We start from the raw sequence: 15825 nt of genomic DNA on the forward strand, positions 1-15825 counted from the left end.
CCTGATGAAAATGCCTTTTCCAGCCGCCGAGTTCCCCGCTCGCATCCAACTTCCAAAACTCGTGATTGCAGGCGATCCGGCGTGACCAAATCGGCGAAAAGGTGCGATCGGCTAAAGGCTCAAACGGTGCTGGAGCAGACTTCTAAATTCTCTGTTCTCAATTCGCGTATAATGTCCGGTAGCCCTGGCCGGAGAGGCAGGCGACATATTGCCGGTGGGCCGCGGCGCGCGCTATCGTTTCCGCCTCCAGCTCGTCGGCCTGAGCATAGCCGGTCAGCTGGGCCCGCAGCTGATACTGCTTTCTCGCCTCGTCATACATCGCGTTGCCGTCGGTCATGCAAATGCCGTGCGCAACAGCAGGCGGATTGACCGGCACGCCGACCGCCAGGAGCACCGGATCATTGGCATGGTCGATGCAGCCGGCAAGCGCCGTCATCATCGCAAGGACTGCCAGAGCCCGAAAAATTCCCACCATCATGCATTCCTCCGGCCGAAGCGCCTCTGAGACTCATCAGACCTGCGGGTACAGCAGCAAGGTTGCGCGAAACTAAAGCATGTCGCGCAAAAGTGTGCCGCGGTTTTCCCAGGCAAAGCGCGAAGCGCTTTTGCGGCAACGAAATGCGTAAAAACAAAGAGCTAAAGCGCGTCGCATGAATCAAGTTTGACGCGACGCGCTTTAGGCAAGCCGGCTTCGAAAGTTTAAATATTGCTAAAATATTATATAAATGCTTACTTATAGTCGCAGACGCTAATCTCTCCGGGGGAGGAAGATTATGGCTTCGCCGTGGGTAAACGACGCGCTGTCTCACGCGCGATCAGCCTTTTCCAGCAAGATCAACACTGATATTCTTGAGGTTGGCGGCGGCTCTCGCACCCATATTCCCTTGGAAGGCGCCAGATATACGGTGCTGGACATCTCCAAGGAGCAGCTCGAGAAAAACCGCGACGCTTCCGAGCGGATCCTCGGTGATGCGCAAACCATCGACTACGGAGACCGCCGCTTCGACGCCTGTGTCTTCTGGGACGTTCTCGAGCATTTGGAAAGCCCGCGCTCCGCCTTGCTCAGAGCCCATGACACCCTGTCTCCCGGGTGGGCTCGTGTTCGTGAAGGGTCCGATCCTGAACTCGGCCAAAGGGATCTTCACCGACCTCACGCCGTGGTGGACCCACGTCCTGTTCTATCGCTACGTCCTGCGGCAGAAAAACGCGGGAAAGCCGGGTTATGCCCCGTTCCGCGTCGAGCACGCCGCAGAGGCATCGCATTCCGAGATCGCCGGGACGCTGAAGGAACTCGGCATGGATATCGTCTTCGTCGGCGAATATGTGTCGACCCAGGTGCATGCGCTCAAGGACCGAATTCCCCCGCTTTATTGGCTTTATGAGGCTTTCGGGCTGCTGCTTCGCACAGCTTCGGCCGGAAAGATCGGCGGGCGGGAGACGGAGTTCCTGATCGTGGCAAAGTGCCTTCGTTAAATAACTCCCACCAAACTCTATATAGCACTTCGGAATCCCGAAATTGGTTGCGGCATTGAAATCCTTCACTATTTCCTAAGGGTCAGAACTCACGAAGCACGGCGAATTTCAGGATCCCGAAGCGGTGGAATTTCGGGATTCCGAAGTGGCGTTTTTTTCTTCCGGCCGACGCGCCCACGTTTATCGGCGGCAAGCTTGCGATCGATCTCCGACCATTTCCGGCAGTTTTCGGCCGTGCAGCGCTTCCACTCGTCGGTGGCTGGCGCGCCTTCATGGTCGCCGACAAATGTCAGGGTGAAGCGGTTGGGATGCGCGACCCCGCTGCCTGCCCGACCGCGGCGAATTTTGATCAGCCCCTTATATTCCAGCTCGTCGAGCGCATCGGCAACATATTCGCCGGTGACGCCGTAGGACACGAACTGGGGATGGGTCACGACAAGCTTGCCGTTTTCCAAGGCGGCATGGGCGGTGTGCTCGATGACGATGCGGAAGAAGGCGCGGCAGGCATTGGCGCTCAATGTCGTGAATGCCGGAGATTCCAGCAGTTGGATCGTCAGCCACTGCCAGCGGAGGCTGCCATCATCGCTCCCGCCGGGCGGAGCGGTATGCTTGCGCACCATAGCCCGCGTCTTTCCGGCACTGGTTCGGCTCTTGTCGCGCGGGTTGAACTCCACCATCAGCCCCTCGCCCTCGTTTCCGGATAATCCTTCGGCATGACGCCAACCTTGCGAGGCCGGGAATTCTGCAGGCGACGGCCGAAGCTCGTCCAGACGATCACCTCGCCAACGGGGGAAAATTTGCGCGACATCCGGCACTCCGCGGTTGCAATTGCGGGGCAACCTAGCGCAAGCACGATCCGACGAATAGGAAAATATTCTTAGTTTCCATCTTAAGTTACCGAGGTCTTCCTGGTAAGGTGTTGGCAGGAATGTCAGAGGCCAGCCAGCATGAAATCACCGCACTGGAAAAGAGTTGTCCGGTTTTGCGTCTGCGTCACGCTCTCCACTCCGGCATGGGCTGAAGCGATCGCGCCCGTCTCGCTCGAGCTGAAGAGCGCGGAGGTCGGCCGGACCCCCATCTCCCACGACCGGGGGCTGAATAGTGTCCTCACGCCGGAAAGCGCCGCCAAATTCCGCGATTTCACGCAAGCCGCATTGGAACGGCAAACGCAGTTGCTGATCAACGACAAGGTCGTCGTGGAACCCTGGATGAGGGAGCCGATCATGGATGGCCGCATTGTTCTGACGGGCACGGATGGAAAAGATCCCGAGGCGATGGCGGAGCAGTTGGGCGTTCCGGGAGCTTCGATCGTCGTCTGGCTGCGTCCATGAGGGTGCGCCCATCCTATATCATGGCCCACCCCACATCTTGGCCCCTCATGTCAGGCCCCCGTGTTATGGATTGACCCATCGGCAGGCCGCAAGAACGCCCGCCTCGTCATAGGTCGACAGCGCCCTTCGATTGCCCTGCCTTCGCAACTGGAACCAGTCCAGCGTCCGGGCACGAAAGATCAACAGGCCGAAGTGCAGCTTTCCCTCCGCCTCATGCGCAGGCTTTGGAAGAGCCGCCTCATTGATGACGTCAAAGGCGCACTCGTCCCCGGGCGGACCGCCGGTGTAGGTCGTCCGCGTCCAGCGGGAGAGCTTGTTCCAGGCGGCGTTTGCCTGATCGCTGCCGGGGGCATGCAGTTCGACTGTCCCCTGAAGACGAAACTGCAGCCGCGTCTGCGCGCAGAAGCCGAGGACCGTGACGTGGGGATTTGCCGAAAGCTCCCGCCATTTCAGGCTGCGCGTATCGGTATGAAACTCCAGAACCCGCAGTGACCCGTCGGCGCGCCGCAGGACCACCATGCGCGCCTGCGGCCTCTGCTCTGCATCCACGGAGCAGAGGTTCAAGTATCGGAAACCCGACTGCGGGCTTGCCGCAGCCGTTTCCAGCTCTCGCCATGCGGAAGCGTCTGTATCAGCGAGGCTCAACGGGATGGCGTCATGATCTGCCTGCATGGCCTGCCTCAGACGGAACGGGTGATGCCACCATCGACGCGGATGTTCTGTCCGGTGATGTAGCCGGCGCCATCAGACAGCAGGAAGGCAACCGTTGCGGCGATTTCCTCGGCCGTGCCATAGCGAGCCATCGGCACGCTGTCGCGCCGCTCATCGGTGGCGGGCAGGCTGTCGATCCAGCCGGGCAGGACGTTGTTCATGCGGATATTCTTTGCCGCATAGGTGTCGGCGAAAATCTTGGTGAAGCTCGCCAGCCCAGCCCTGGCGAACGCCGAGGTGGGGAACATCGCCGATGGCTCGAAAGCCCATGCCGTCGAAATGTTGACGATGGCGCCGCCGCCCTGGGCCTCCATGATCGGCGCGACCAGCCGGATCGGCCGCACGGCACTGAGGAAATAGACCTCCATGCCCTTGTGCCAGTCCTCGTCGGTGATTTCGAGGATCGGGGCGCGCGGTCCATGGCCGGCGGAGTTGACCAGCGCGTCGATCCGCCCCCATCTCCCCATTGCCAGATCGACGAGCCGCTTCACATCATCATTTACCAGGTTCGAGCCGGTGACGCCGACACCGCCCAATTCTTTGGCGAGCGCTTCGCCCTTGCCCGACGAGGAGAGCACCGCAATGCGATAGCCATCCGCAGCCAGTTTCCGTGCAGCGGCAGCACCCATGCCGGAACCGCCTGCGGTGATGAGAGCGACTTTTTCGGTAGACATCGGAGCCTCCAACAATTGATTTGCGAAGCAGTATGCCAGAGACAGTGCCGGCTTTCGCGTCAGAAAGAAACGTGTCAGACTGTAGAAATTCTACTGGAATAGCCGGAAATCTCATTGGTCCAACCGCGCCGCAAGCTGCCGCCGCTGAATGCACTCCGCGCCTTCGAAGTCTCGGGCCGCAGGTTGAATTTCCGCGCCGCCGCCGAGGAGCTGGGAGTGTCGCAGGGTGCGGTCGCCCAGCAGGTCCGCGCGCTGGAAGATCAGCTCGGCCTGATGTTGTTCCAGCGCCTGCCGCGCGGCCTGGCTCTGACCCCGCAGGGCGCTGCCTATCTGGCGGATGTGACCCGCGCCTTCGATACGCTCGGTGAGGCGACCGGGCGGCTTCTCGCCCGGCCGGACGCCGTGACGATCAGCGTCACCCCGACGGTCGCCGCCAAGCTGCTGATCCCACGCCTCGCCGAGTTCAAGACCGCCCTCCCCGACGTGGAACTGCGGACGGTCGCTACCGAGGCGCTGTCGGACTTCGACCGCGATCAGGTGGACATTGCGGTGCGGCTGACCCGCGGGCCTTTTCCGGCCTCACTGGAAGCAAGGCTGCTGTTCCGCCAGGAACTGGTCGCGGTCGCCAGCCCACACCTTGTCAAGGACATGCCCCTTCCGCTGACGGCCGTTGAACTTCGCAAGCTGCCGCTTCTTCATGACGCTGTCAGCCCCTGGCCGCTGGTGCTGCGATCGCACGACAAGCTGCCGGGTGCCGTGTTCAACCACACCACGCTGGCGCTCGACGCCGCCCTCGCCGGCCAGGGCGTCGCCTTGGCGTGCCGGGCGTTCGTGGCGGCCGATCTCGAGGCGGGGCGGCTGGTGCAGGTGATCGATGCGGCGACGACCATCGAACCCGACTACTTCCTTATCCGCAAACGCGCGTCATCACCGCGAAAGGCGGTCGATGCGGTATGGCATTGGTGCGCGGCGCGGCTGTCGCTCGACTAAACCGCGGCGTTCGCCAAACTTACCCTTTGGAAAATAGCGAGCCTATGAGGCGGAGGCCAATACGATGGCGATGACGAGCTTCATTGGACCCATCCACTTGAAGTGACGAACCAGAGGCGGGTTGGCGGAGTAGCCGGGCAGTGGCAGATAACCAAAGCCCACCGAGGTCATCCACAGGCCGGCGCAAAACATGATGATTTCATCGATATAGGCTGCGATCATGGCTCTCCTGCCGCCGTCAGGACTGTGATGCTCTGTCTCGACAAGGGGAGCCGCTCTATCCGAGCCGGACAGCGACCTCCAATTAGTCATCTGGCGGCACTTTCGAAAAGATCGAAAGCTGAACTTAAGGTGGCAATGCCGTTCCGAACCTAAGCATCCGGACTGAAAATCTGGGTTGTCGCCCGCCAAGGGACGCCTTGCCGGGCAAAACATTGCCGGCGTGCGAATTCGCCCAAGATTTTTGAGAGGCGCCTTATAAGCCTACAATCGGCTTTGCTGGAAAAAGCGTCTCGTTGAAGCCGTCGCCTCGCCACGCGGGATAAACCGCCTTATGTGAGGGCGCGGCAGAGAGAGCACGCAATGGAGATCCTCAGACAATGCAAACCATTTGGAAGAAGCCGGTGACACTCGCCCTTGAAGGCCCGGATCAATGGGTGGTGATCCAGACGACCCAGGCCGCAACCTGGGCACTGGTCGAAGACTGGCCGACCGAGGAGGGCCCGGCTCTGGATCGGGCTTGCGCGGTTTGCGCCGATGTCATGTCGGGCAAACGAAACCGGGAAGAGGCGCGGCAGGCCTTTATCGACGCTGCAATCGAAGCCGGCATCCCGATCAAGGAGTAGCGCCAGGGCATTTGGACGCTGTTGGGCTTGATGCCTCCACCGAGGGGCACGAGCCGGCGGTTTCCGGCACTGGGGCGGCTTTTGTCGTTCTTCCACGCGTGCGGTGGGAAAGACCGGCCCAAGCGTCCGAATCGCCAATCGCCACATATTCTTCGACATGCAACATTCCATGGTTGCAACTGCGAGCAATCCAGCGTAGGAACGTTTCATGAACTAGGAAAATAATCTTAGGACGTCTTTTGAGCCTGATCCCGTCAGGGACAGGAAACGCGGTGGAGGGCAGGATGCGGAAGGTCGGCATAAGGAAGAAGGGCGCGATGGTCTATGGCCAGGGGCTGCTGGCATTGATTTCGATCCTGCTGGGAAGCGCCGTCCAGGCTTTTCCCTGCGATCAGCCGGTCGTGATATCGAATTGGTCGTTCTGTGCGACCGGCAATGTGAGCGCTGAGGGCGGCGCCGCTGATTGGAAAGTCGTTCCCGCATGGACTCGCGAGGACGCCATAAGCGCGTATTTCGGAAACGATCCGCGACTCTTGGCAAACCACGGACTTTGCAACGCCAAATTCCGTCGCGTCGTTCTCTGCCAGCCGGGATGGCAAACGGGCAACCCGGATGAGTGCTCATATCTGGTTTGCAGCGGCTATTACTCATCCTTGATCGGAAAGGAAGAAAGGGAAGCCTATGAAAGAGACTTCCCGGCCGAGCAATAGTTTTTCGCTTCGCTGCCTTGGGGGCACAGACTGTAGCGGCTATCGCGGCGAACTTTTCATCCGCTTGCATTCTTGAACACGAGGCACTGTGTGAACCGGTTGCCGTTTTCCACGGCTTCGGACCAATTCACCATAATTTCCCCCTCAAGCGTCATGACCTCCGACAAAGCTCTTCCCAGATCCCAGACGAGGGGAGAGAATTGTTCGTTGGTCAGATTGTCGGCCTGAACGACAAGATAGGCGTTCGTCTTCATGCGTTTGCAGATCCGGCCGTATATTTCCTGCATTCTTTTCAGATAAACCTCATAGCCGACATAATCCGGATCGCCGTTGTAAAGCGGGTTCCATTTATGCCAATGGGGCATGTATGGCGGCGATGTGATGCAAAAATCCATCTCCGGAATATCGAAGGCTGCCAGCTCTGCGCTATCACCGCAGATCAGATGATGCTTTGCCGTGATGTGCTGCTTGACCCATTCATATCTCTGCCGGTCGGCTTCCATCCCATAGGGGATTCGGCCCCTTTGCTCGCAGACAAAGAAAGTCGTTCCCAAGCCGACAAAGGGATCGAAGACGGCGTCTCCTGATTTTGTAAACCGATCAAGCAATGCCGACACCAAAGCGCCGGGAAACCTGATTTCATCCCCGTTCTGAAAGTCCGGCAAGGGAAATTGATGTCGGTTGGAGACGGTCAATATTTCTGAAATTGTCACGGCAAACTACTCCGCAGACAACTGCCACCAGACACAGTTCCTCCGCTGGGACCGTGGAAAAAAATGCTGGTCAGTTTACGTATAGTATCAGAGTAACACGTCAGATGACGTTACCCTTCAGGCGCCGAACGGAATTAAAGCTGATAAAAAGGAAGTGGCGCACCCGAAGAGATTCGAACTCCTGACCCCCAGATTCGTAGTCTGGTGCTCTATCCAGCTGAGCTACGGGTGCGTGCAATTGCGGCGGTGCCGCTTGCGTGGGCGATCCTCTAAAGCGTCCTTCGGGACAATGCAAGAGCATTTCGGAAAAAATCGCGCGTTTCATAATTTGCGGCCGCGGCTTTCGGAAGCCCGTCACTTTTCGCTGTGCGTCCGGCTGCGGTAATCCTCCAGCGAAACCGGGCGATCGGGGATCTCGATGCGGAACTGGGTTCCCACAGTCGGCTTTTCCACCAGCGCGATCGTGCCACCATGGGCGAGCACCAGCTCGCGCGCGATCGTCAGGCCGAGGCCGGTGCCGCCGGAGCGGGCAGAGCCCCGGAAGGCGGCAAAGAGGTTCTGGCGCGCCTTCAGAGGCATGCCGGGGCCGGTATCATCCACGGTGATGCTGACGACGCTGCCGACGCGCTGGGCGGCGACGGTGATGCGCCGGAGAGCGCCTGGGGCAGCCTCGCCCGGCGCCGTCAGCGCCTGCAGCGCGTTGCGGCAGAGATTGTGTATGACCCGGAACAGCTGCTCGCCATCGGCATCGACCTTGAGATCGGCGCCGATCTGCTCGGTGAACTCGATGCCGCTTTGCGGATCGATCGCCAGCATGTCCTTGACGTCCTGGGTGAGCTCCGAAAGCAGGATATGGCGGCGGCGCGGGGCAGATCTGCTCGCCTTGCCGTAGGACAGGACCTCGGTGGTATATCCGACGGCGCGGTCGATGGTGCGCAAGAGTTTCGGTGCGAAGCTCTTGACCATCGGATCGTCGACATCGACCAGCCGGTCCGACATCAGCTGCGCCGAGGCCAGGATATTGCGCATGTCGTGATTGATCTTGGAGACGGCGAGGCCGAGAGCGGCGAGGTTCTTCTGCTGCTTCAGCGTCTTCTGCAGCTCCATCTGCATCGAGGTGAGGTTACGGCCGGCAACCGCCAGTTCGTCGCGGCCGCCATCGCCGATATAAATATGGGCAGGGTTTTCCGGATCGGAGGAGAATTGCTGCATGCTGCCGGTCAGCCGGCGGATCGGGCCGATCAGGATGCGGTTGATCGTAAAGAAGATCAGCGTCGCGGTGAACAGCGAAATCAGCACCGACAGCAGGAGAACGTTGCGGGAATAGACAAACATCGCGGTACGCAGTTGCCTGTCCTTCATCACCACCTCGACGCCGGTATTGGTGTCGCCAACCGGGCCGTAGACGCGGATCATCCGGCTGCCGCCGAAGATCAAGGTGTCGAGCGCATCGCGCATCGCCGTTGCCGGCGGCACGTCGGTGAGATCATAGGCTTCATCGACAGAGGTCGGCATATCGGTCGTCGCCAAGAGCCGCGAAGTGCCGTCCTTGCGCAGCACGATCGCCTTGGTGCCGGTCGCCTCGAGCGTCTCCTTCTGCAGCGCGCGCGGCAGCTCGACCGGCTGCAGCCCATCGATGACGATGGCAGCGGCGGCGGCCGTGTTCAGTCTGTCCTCCAGCCAGCGTATGCGCATGCTGGCGACCGAGGGGAAGAAGATCAGGATTTCGGCGAGCATGATAAAGAAGACGGTAAGCCACAGCAGCTTGCCCGACAGTCCGCCGAACATGCCGGCAGACGGGCATGACGCCCTTGCGGTCTCGCCGGCTGCGGTATTATCCGCCGAAGGATTGTCGCCCTGATCTTGTACCGGCATTTTCGTCTCGCCCGATCGGCAGCACTTCGGCCGCCCTCGAATTCTATATTAGACCAAAAGGCTCCGCTTTCAAATCTTTGCGCGCAGCGTCATGTCGTCACAAAGAAACGCCGCCCGGAGGCGGCGTTTCAAGGCGCATGATCGATAACAGATCAGAACTCTTCCCAGCTCTGTTCGGCGGCGGCCGCGTTGCCGCCGAAGGCGCGGGCGACCTTGGCGATCGCCCGGCGGGCGGGCGAGGCGACCGGCCTTTGCGGCTCGTTGCGGACCAGTGCCACCGGTGCCGGCGCATCATCCGACAGCTTGAAGCGGGAGATGAGGCGGACCAGCCCGCCGGCTTCGGCCGAAAGCCTGTGCGTGGCGGCGGAGGTCTCTTCGACCATCGCGGCATTCTGTTGGGTCACCTGGTCCATCTGGTTGACGGCGGTATTGACCTCCTTGAGGCCGGTCGACTGCTCGGTCGCAGCCGTGGCGATCGAATGGATATGGTCGTTGATGGCGATGACGCGGGTGCCGATTTCCGCCAGCGCCTCGCCGGTCGCCTGGACGAGCTTGACGCCGACCTGGACCTCGTCACCCGACTTGGTGATCAGCGCCTTGATGTCCTTGGCGGCTGTTGCCGAACGCTGGGCGAGTTCGCGCACTTCCTGGGCGACCACCGCGAAGCCCTTTCCGGCCTCGCCGGCGCGGGCCGCCTCGACGCCGGCGTTCAACGCCAGCAGGTTGGTCTGGAAGGCGATCTCGTCGATGACGTTGATGATCTGGCTGATTTCGCGCGAGGCTTGCTCGATGCGGCCCATGGCCTCGACGGCGTTGCGCACGACGACGCCGGACGCGCCAGACTTGTCCTTGGCTTCGGAGACCATGACAGTTGCTTCATGCGCCCGCTCGGTGGAGTTCTGGACGACGGCAGTGATTTGATCGAGCGCTGCCGAGGTCTGTTCGAGGGCGGCCGCCTGCTGCTCGGTGCGCTTCGACAGGTCGTCGCTGGCATTGCGCAGCTCGGCGGTGTTACCGTTCATCGCTTCCGTCGTCTCGCGCACTTCGCGCATCGTCGCCTGCAAAGTGACGAAGGTATTGTTGACGTTCTGCTGCAGCTCGGCGAAGGCGCCCTGGAAGCTGCCGCGCATCGTCTGGGTCAGATCGCCGTCGGCCAGGCTTGCGATGACCCGGCGGGTTTCGCCGATGCCGGCATCGACGCTCGACAGCAGCGTGTTGATGTTACCGGCGAACTGGTTGAGGTTCTCGTCCTCATAGTCCTTGTTGATGCGGTGGCCGAAGTCGCCGGCCGCAGCCGCAGCGACGACGACGGACATGCTCGACTGCAGGTCGTCGCTCTTGGCGCGCATCGCCGCCTCCTGGGCGTTCAGGCGCTTGACGGCAAGGCCGTTCGCCTTGAAGACCGCAACGGCGGCGGCCATCTCGCCAATTTCGTCCTGGCGTCCGGCAAAGGGAACCTCGGCGTCGAAATTGCCGCTGGCGACCTCGTTGATCGCCCGGGTGACGCGCTTGATCGGGCGGCTCAGATGGCTGGTACCGATATAGAAGCCCATGCCGATGCCGACCGCGATGCCGATGCCGGTGATGCTGAGGACGAGCATCAGCACCCAGGTGCGGAAGCTTTCGATCTCGGTGTTGACGGTTTCGAGCGCTGCCTTGTCGGTGGCGACGACCGCATCGATTTCGGCCTGGAACGCTTTGCGGTTGGCGCGGTTGGCTTCATTGTTGCCTTGGGCGCTGGCGGCCTCCGGGCCGACTTCGGTGCCGAGGCGGGCGGTCTCCATACGGAAGGTACGGAATTCCGCAGCGCGGGCGACGAGCTTGGCGAAATCGCCCTTCTCGTCATCCGGAACCAGCGGCGCCCAGCCCGCGATGACCTTGTCGATCTCATCGAGGCCGGCCAGCAGGCCCTTGGCGAAGTTCGGCGTGTCCTTGATTGATTTGGCCGCATAAATGCCGCGCGCTTCCATGACCACGGCCGTAACGAAGCGGTTGAGGCGTTCGCCGGCATAGGCGCGGGCGGCCGCCTGCTCATAGGCGGTCAGGTTGCGATTGTATTCGTGCATGGCCGAGAGCGCCGTTGCGCCGATCAAAAGCGCTACCGCTCCCATCACGCATACCAGCAGATTAATTTTGCCGCGGATCTTCAATGCACTGTCTCCTGACCTACGCCACTGCCTGGAAAGCAAATCCCAGCCGATGATCCGAATATCGGCGAAATTTATTAAAGTTAGATTTCCAATATTTACGATTATGGCCGGGGAAATTATCCATGTGGACCCTGGCCGGGACGCGCAAAGCCCGGAAAACCGGGCGATTGATCTGCTGCGCCGGCATTTCACAACCAATCGGCGCAGACCGAATTTATTAATACCGGAGTGCGAAAATACTTGCCAAGCCGACAGCTGCAGGTGAAATGATCCGGTATAATTGACTTTCGCAGGCTTCGTCCGTATAAGCCGCCGCACGTTCGGTCAGTCAGGCCTTTCATGGCCCGCCCGTTCGAAAAACAACGCTCCTTGCATTATGCAAATTCAAGAAGGGCCGCACTCCGCGGTGTTTAAATAAATGAAGCGTACCTACCAACCATCCAAGCTTGTTCGCAAGCGTCGCCACGGCTTCCGTGCGCGCATGTCTACCAAGGGTGGCCGCAAGGTCATCGCCGGCCGCCGCGCGCAGGGCCGCAAGCGTCTTTCGGCTTAAGGCCGGGTTGCCCGAAAAGAGATGGCGGGCGAATTGACGACCAGAAAAGAAAAATACGCTGTCGGGCGGCTGAAAAGCCGCCCGCAGTTTCTTGCCGTGCGCGAGGGCGAAAAGCGCCGCGGCGGCCTCTTCCTTCTCGAAGTCCTCGACCGGAAGGAACCCGACAGCCAAGCCCGCGTCGGATTTACAGTCACCAAAAAACATGGCAACGCGGTCGAACGCAACCGCATGCGCCGCCGTCTGAAAGAGGCGGTGCGGCTTCATGCGGGGTTTGCAATGCAGCCCGGACACGACTATGTGGTTGTCGCGCGCAGGGACGTGCTTGTGGCGTCCTTCAAAGAATTGGCCGCGGAACTGAAATTTCGCGTGGAAACCAGGCCGAAACCCCGGCGCTCCGGAGACGGACGCCCCAGGAACGTATGATGGAAAAAAACCGCAATTACTTCATTGCGATCGCTCTCTCGGTGCTGATCGTCCTCGGCTGGCAGTTTCTCTATATGAATCCGCGCATCGAGGCCCAGCGCAAGGCGCAGGAAGCCCAGAAGGCGCAGCAGAAGACCGAACAGGTCCAGCAGCCCGCAGCGGGCGGCGCGGCGCCGGCCCCGACGAGTGGTAGCGCACCTTCCGGTCAGGCCGTCGCCACGGCGACGCTCGAACAGGCGCTCGCAAAGAACCCGCGCGTCGTCATCGACACTCCTGCGCTTTCCGGCTCGATCAACCTCGCCGGCGCCCGGCTCGACGACCTGAAGCTCAAGGGCTATCACGAGACCGTCGACGACTCGAGCCCAACCATCACCCTGTTCAGCCCGGCGGAAACCAAGGACGGTTACTTCACCGAGCTCGGCTATATCGGCAGCGACGCCACGGGCAACGTTCCCGGCGCCTCGACGCTCTGGACGGCGCCCGAGGGCGCCAAGCTCACCGACAAGACGCCGGTGACGCTTTCCTACACCAACGACAAGGGCCTGACGTTTACCCGGACGATTTCCGTCGACGAACGCTACATGTTCACCGTCGCCGACAAAGTCGAAAATACCGGACAGAGTCCCGTATCACTGTCTTCCTACGGCCGTGTGACGCGTTACAACAAGCCGACGACGCCCTCCGTCTACGTGCTGCATGAAGGCTTCATCGGCGTCATCGGCGATGACGGGCTCGTCGAGACCAAATATACTGCCGCCGAGAAGGAAGCCGTCATGCCGCCGAAATCCACGGGCGGCTGGCTTGGCATTACCGACAAATACTGGGCCGCGACGATCGTTCCGCCTCAGACGTCGGCCTATGAAGCCCGCTTCTCGCATTTTGCCGATGGCCAGCCGCGCTATCAGGCCGACTACAAGGAAGATGCCTTCACCGTTGCGCCGGGCCAATCGATCGAGCTCAAGAACCTCGTCTTCGCCGGCGCCAAGGAAGTGCCCGTTATCGATGGGTACGAGGCCAGCTATTCGATCCCGAAGTTCGACCGGCTGATCGACTGGGGCTGGTTCTATTTCATCACCAAGCCGATGTTCAAGCTGATGGACTTCTTCTATCGCTTCTTCGGCAATTTCGGCGTGGCGATCCTGTGCACCACCATCGTCGTCAAGGCGCTGTTTTTCCCGCTCGCCAGCAAGCAATATGCTTCGATGGCGAACATGAAGCGCATGCAGCCGAAGATGGAGGAACTCAAGGCCAAATTCGCCGACGACCGCATGGGGCTGCAGCAGGCGACGATGCAGCTCTACAAGGAAGAGAAGATCAACCCGATCGCCGGCTGCTGGCCGGTAGCACTGCAGATCCCGATCTTCTTCTCGCTCTACAAGGTGATCTACATCACCATCGAGATGCGGCACGCGCCGTTCTTCGGCTGGATCAAGGATCTTTCGGCCCCCGATCCGACGACGATCGTCAATCTGTTCGGCCTGCTGCCCTTTCAAGCGCCGACAATCCTGCATCTCGGCGTCTGGCCACTGATCATGGGTGTCACCATGTTCCTGCAGATGCGCATGAATCCGACGCCGCCCGATCCGACGCAGGCGATGATCTTCAACTGGATGCCGCTGGTGTTCATGTTCATGCTGGCAAGCTTCCCGGCCGGCCTCGTCATCTACTGGGCCTGGAACAACACGCTCTCGGTGATCCAGCAGTCGGTGATCATGAAGCGCCAGGGCGTCAAGGTGGAGCTCTTCGACAATCTGAAGGGCCTGTTCCGGCGAAAAACGGCGCCGTCGAAATGACGCAGCTGCATATTGCAGCAGGCTAAAGTGCTGCAGAAAAGCCCCGCTCCGGCGGGGCTTTTCTGTTCGTATCTGTGAACAATCGCCCTGCGCCGACGCGGCTTCAGGCATCGCGCATGGAAAGTTCGATGTCTTCGGAAAACGGCGTCGACATGTAGCCGCGGCCGGGCGTACGCACGTAGCCGAGGTATTGCGGGCAGGCGTCCGCATCGTCGGCGATGACAATCGCGCCCTGGCGGAGGCGGCCCTCCAGGATCTGCAAAATCTCCAGATAGAGCGACTTTGCGCCGTCCATCAGGACCAGATCGATGCTGCCGGGAAGATCGGCGCCGAGGGTTTCAAGCGCATCGCCCTGCCGAAACTCGACGAGATCGGCAAGCCCTGCCGCTACAAGGTTTTGCCGTGCTCTGGCAACCTTATCAGGCTCGAACTCGGTGGTGATCAGCCGGCCGCCGCCGTTATCGCGCAATGCGGCGGCGAGATAGAGCGTGGAAATGCCGAACGACGTGCCGAACTCGACGATGTCACGTGCTCCGCTGGCGCGTGCCAGCATATAGAGTAGCTCGCCGGTCTGGCGCGACACAGGAAGCCACAGGTCCTTTATCAGGCCGTAGAAATTGCGGTATTCCGTCTTGCTGTGGAAGAGACGAGCCCGCTCCTCTTGCGACAGTGCGGCCAGGCCGGGGCTCGTCGCCTTGTCGGCCTCTTCGAACAAAAGCTCGAGCAGCGGCGCAAGCGGTGCGGTCGTTAACGTGGTCATGGCAAATCCTTTGTCGAGAGCGTTGTTGTGCCGATCGAAAAAATACGATTAATTCGTCGCATTCGCTAATCGCATCCGGGAACCTAGAAATGGCCGATCGCCCAAGCTCCGGAATATCCTCACGAAAGCACCCCAAACAGACACGGTCGAACGAGCTCGTTTCGGCTATTCTGCAGGCCGCTGTTCAGGTTTTGGCGCAGAAAGGCGCACACCGCTTCACCACTGCACGCGTGGCTGAGAAAGCAGGCGTCAGCGTTGGGTCGCTCTACCAATATTTTCCGAACAAGGCAGCGATCCTGTTCCGGCTGCAGGCCGACGAGTGGCGCGAGACCACCGGTCTTCTGAGTGAGATCCTCAACGACCGATCGGAGCCGCCGCTTCGCCGCGTGCGCAGATTGGTCCAGGCTTTCGTTCGATCGGAGTGCGAAGAAGCCGCCGTCCGGGTGGCGCTCGGCGACGCCGCTCCGCTCTACAGGGATGCACCGGAGGCCCGGGAGGCGCGACAGGCGGGCGATCCCGTGATCGAGGCGTTCCTGAAGGAGGTGCTTCCCGCCCTCCCCGAGGCAGCCCGCGCCCTCGCCGGCGACGTGATGATGACAACCCTGACCACCGTCGGAAAGGATTTCTCCGAAAGGCCGCGGAAGAGTGAAGACGTGGAAGCCTATTCGGAGGCAATCGCCGATATGCTCTGCGCCTACCTTGTCAGCCTGGGTGCGTGATAAGGTCCAAGGCTGTCGGCCGCAGGGACAGCAATGGGCTGCAAACCGCCTCAAAGCTTGACATCTCCGTTCAAAACCACGAAGCCCGGTGAAGAGACAGAACCC

General features: G+C 60.7%; 16 protein-coding genes, 1 tRNA gene and 2 pseudogenes. 9 read left to right on the plus strand and 10 right to left on the minus strand.

The features are described from left to right. Window positions 1-157: 157 nt before the first annotated feature. Complete coding sequence (locus ACS4RS_RS05330; RefSeq protein WP_097624708.1) at window positions 158-478, minus strand: hypothetical protein; 321 nt, start codon at window positions 476-478, stop codon at window positions 158-160. A gap of 295 nt (window positions 479-773) precedes the next feature. On the opposite strand from ACS4RS_RS05330, the pseudogene ACS4RS_RS05335 reads away from it, so the two are divergent. Continuing rightward, window positions 774-1473 (plus strand): annotated as a pseudogene (locus ACS4RS_RS05335) (class I SAM-dependent methyltransferase). Between the two features lie 89 nt (window positions 1474-1562). Here ACS4RS_RS05335 and ACS4RS_RS05340 read toward each other — a convergent pair. Further along, window positions 1563-2150, minus strand: a complete 588-nt coding sequence (locus tag ACS4RS_RS05340; protein WP_439011748.1) for a hypothetical protein — start codon at window positions 2148-2150, stop codon at window positions 1563-1565. A gap of 339 nt (window positions 2151-2489) precedes the next feature. Here ACS4RS_RS05340 and ACS4RS_RS05345 point away from each other — a divergent pair. Beyond that, window positions 2490-2804, plus strand: a pseudogene (locus ACS4RS_RS05345) (hypothetical protein); the annotation flags it as partial. 63 nt (window positions 2805-2867) lie between these two features. On the opposite strand, the gene ACS4RS_RS05350 reads toward ACS4RS_RS05345, so the two are convergent. Then, window positions 2868-3476 (minus strand): pyridoxamine 5'-phosphate oxidase family protein, encoded by a 609-nt coding sequence (locus tag ACS4RS_RS05350; protein WP_439008410.1) that lies wholly within the window; start codon window positions 3474-3476, stop codon window positions 2868-2870. An 8-nt stretch (window positions 3477-3484) separates the two neighbouring features. Continuing rightward, the gene (locus ACS4RS_RS05355; RefSeq protein WP_439008409.1) at window positions 3485-4189 is read right to left on the minus strand and encodes an SDR family oxidoreductase; all 705 of its coding nucleotides are present in this window, start codon (window positions 4187-4189) and stop codon (window positions 3485-3487) included. Between the two features lie 114 nt (window positions 4190-4303). Between ACS4RS_RS05355 and ACS4RS_RS05360 the strand changes: the two genes are divergently transcribed. Continuing rightward, window positions 4304-5179: a LysR substrate-binding domain-containing protein gene (locus tag ACS4RS_RS05360; protein WP_439008408.1), complete on the plus strand. Its 876-nt coding sequence runs from the start codon at window positions 4304-4306 to the stop codon at window positions 5177-5179. A 42-nt stretch (window positions 5180-5221) separates the two neighbouring features. Here ACS4RS_RS05360 and ACS4RS_RS05365 read toward each other — a convergent pair whose 3' ends face one another. Further along, window positions 5222-5401, minus strand: coding sequence for a hypothetical protein (locus tag ACS4RS_RS05365; protein ID WP_439008407.1), 180 nt, complete (start codon window positions 5399-5401; stop codon window positions 5222-5224). A gap of 377 nt (window positions 5402-5778) precedes the next feature. On the opposite strand from ACS4RS_RS05365, the gene ACS4RS_RS05370 reads away from it, so the two are divergent. Together ACS4RS_RS05370 and ACS4RS_RS05375 are read left to right on the plus strand one after the other, a co-directional pair. After that, a complete protein-coding gene (locus ACS4RS_RS05370) occupies window positions 5779-6024 on the plus strand; it encodes a DUF982 domain-containing protein (protein WP_012755837.1) in 246 nt (81 codons plus the stop codon). A gap of 284 nt (window positions 6025-6308) precedes the next feature. After that, complete coding sequence (locus tag ACS4RS_RS05375) at window positions 6309-6734, plus strand: hypothetical protein (protein ID WP_439008406.1); 426 nt, start codon at window positions 6309-6311, stop codon at window positions 6732-6734. A 56-nt stretch (window positions 6735-6790) separates the two neighbouring features. Here the strand turns inward: ACS4RS_RS05375 and ACS4RS_RS05380 are convergent, their stop codons facing one another. The 4 genes from ACS4RS_RS05380 to ACS4RS_RS05395 all read right to left on the minus strand — a co-directional run bounded on the left by ACS4RS_RS05380 (window position 6791) and on the right by ACS4RS_RS05395 (window position 11472). After that, the gene (locus ACS4RS_RS05380) at window positions 6791-7447 is read right to left on the minus strand and encodes a DNA methyltransferase (protein ID WP_439008405.1); all 657 of its coding nucleotides are present in this window, start codon (window positions 7445-7447) and stop codon (window positions 6791-6793) included. A 155-nt stretch (window positions 7448-7602) separates the two neighbouring features. Next, window positions 7603-7679 (minus strand) — tRNA-Arg (locus ACS4RS_RS05385). Window positions 7680-7801: 122 nt separating this feature from the next. Further along, on the minus strand, window positions 7802-9322 hold the full coding sequence (locus ACS4RS_RS05390) for an ATP-binding protein (protein WP_439008404.1): 1521 nt from the start codon (window positions 9320-9322) through the stop codon (window positions 7802-7804). Window positions 9323-9474: 152 nt separating this feature from the next. Next, window positions 9475-11472 (minus strand): methyl-accepting chemotaxis protein, encoded by a 1998-nt coding sequence (locus ACS4RS_RS05395; protein ID WP_439008403.1) that lies wholly within the window; start codon window positions 11470-11472, stop codon window positions 9475-9477. 418 nt (window positions 11473-11890) lie between these two features. Here ACS4RS_RS05395 and rpmH point away from each other — a divergent pair, with 418 nt between their 5' ends. Genes rpmH through yidC form a run of 3 tightly spaced genes read left to right on the plus strand, consistent with a single transcriptional unit; the run spans window position 11891 to window position 14241 of the window. Further along, window positions 11891-12025 (plus strand): 50S ribosomal protein L34, encoded by a 135-nt coding sequence (gene rpmH, locus ACS4RS_RS05400; protein ID WP_003570740.1) that lies wholly within the window; start codon window positions 11891-11893, stop codon window positions 12023-12025. Between the two features lie 21 nt (window positions 12026-12046). Continuing rightward, entirely contained in the window at window positions 12047-12448 is a 402-nt protein-coding gene (gene rnpA, locus ACS4RS_RS05405) for a ribonuclease P protein component (protein WP_439008402.1), read from the plus strand. Then, complete coding sequence (gene yidC, locus ACS4RS_RS05410) at window positions 12448-14241, plus strand: membrane protein insertase YidC (RefSeq protein ID WP_449313992.1); 1794 nt, start codon at window positions 12448-12450, stop codon at window positions 14239-14241. Before rnpA ends, yidC begins: the two co-directional genes overlap by 1 nt. Window positions 14242-14344: 103 nt before the next feature. Here yidC and ACS4RS_RS05415 read toward each other — a convergent pair whose 3' ends face one another. Further along, window positions 14345-15001 (minus strand): class I SAM-dependent methyltransferase, encoded by a 657-nt coding sequence (locus tag ACS4RS_RS05415; protein WP_439008400.1) that lies wholly within the window; start codon window positions 14999-15001, stop codon window positions 14345-14347. Window positions 15002-15090: 89 nt separating this feature from the next. Between ACS4RS_RS05415 and ACS4RS_RS05420 the strand changes: the two genes are divergently transcribed. After that, entirely contained in the window at window positions 15091-15720 is a 630-nt protein-coding gene (locus tag ACS4RS_RS05420; RefSeq protein ID WP_439008399.1) for a TetR family transcriptional regulator, read from the plus strand. The last annotated feature ends 105 nt before the right edge of the window (window positions 15721-15825 follow it).

It is taken from the genome of Rhizobium sp. F40D2 (assembly GCF_051810745.2).
In the GTDB taxonomy this organism is placed as follows: domain Bacteria; phylum Pseudomonadota; class Alphaproteobacteria; order Rhizobiales; family Rhizobiaceae; genus Rhizobium.

Coding starts and splice junctions, on each gene's coding strand:
- ACS4RS_RS05420 (WP_439008399.1), top strand. CDS start 15,091: ATGGCCGATCGCCCAAGCTCCGGAATATCCTCACGAAAGCACCCCAAA.
- ACS4RS_RS05415 (WP_439008400.1), bottom strand. CDS start 15,001: ATGACCACGTTAACGACCGCACCGCTTGCGCCGCTGCTCGAGCTTTTG.
- yidC (WP_449313992.1), top strand. CDS start 12,448: ATGGAAAAAAACCGCAATTACTTCATTGCGATCGCTCTCTCGGTGCTG.
- ACS4RS_RS05350 (WP_439008410.1), bottom strand. CDS start 3,476: ATGCAGGCAGATCATGACGCCATCCCGTTGAGCCTCGCTGATACAGAC.
- rnpA (WP_439008402.1), top strand. CDS start 12,047: ATGGCGGGCGAATTGACGACCAGAAAAGAAAAATACGCTGTCGGGCGG.
- ACS4RS_RS05340 (WP_439011748.1), bottom strand. CDS start 2,150: ATGGTGGAGTTCAACCCGCGCGACAAGAGCCGAACCAGTGCCGGAAAG.
- ACS4RS_RS05355 (WP_439008409.1), bottom strand. CDS start 4,189: ATGTCTACCGAAAAAGTCGCTCTCATCACCGCAGGCGGTTCCGGCATG.
- ACS4RS_RS05390 (WP_439008404.1), bottom strand. CDS start 9,322: ATGCCGGTACAAGATCAGGGCGACAATCCTTCGGCGGATAATACCGCA.
- ACS4RS_RS05330 (WP_097624708.1), bottom strand. CDS start 478: ATGATGGTGGGAATTTTTCGGGCTCTGGCAGTCCTTGCGATGATGACG.
- ACS4RS_RS05375 (WP_439008406.1), top strand. CDS start 6,309: ATGCGGAAGGTCGGCATAAGGAAGAAGGGCGCGATGGTCTATGGCCAG.
- ACS4RS_RS05365 (WP_439008407.1), bottom strand. CDS start 5,401: ATGATCGCAGCCTATATCGATGAAATCATCATGTTTTGCGCCGGCCTG.
- ACS4RS_RS05370 (WP_012755837.1), top strand. CDS start 5,779: ATGCAAACCATTTGGAAGAAGCCGGTGACACTCGCCCTTGAAGGCCCG.
- rpmH (WP_003570740.1), top strand. CDS start 11,891: ATGAAGCGTACCTACCAACCATCCAAGCTTGTTCGCAAGCGTCGCCAC.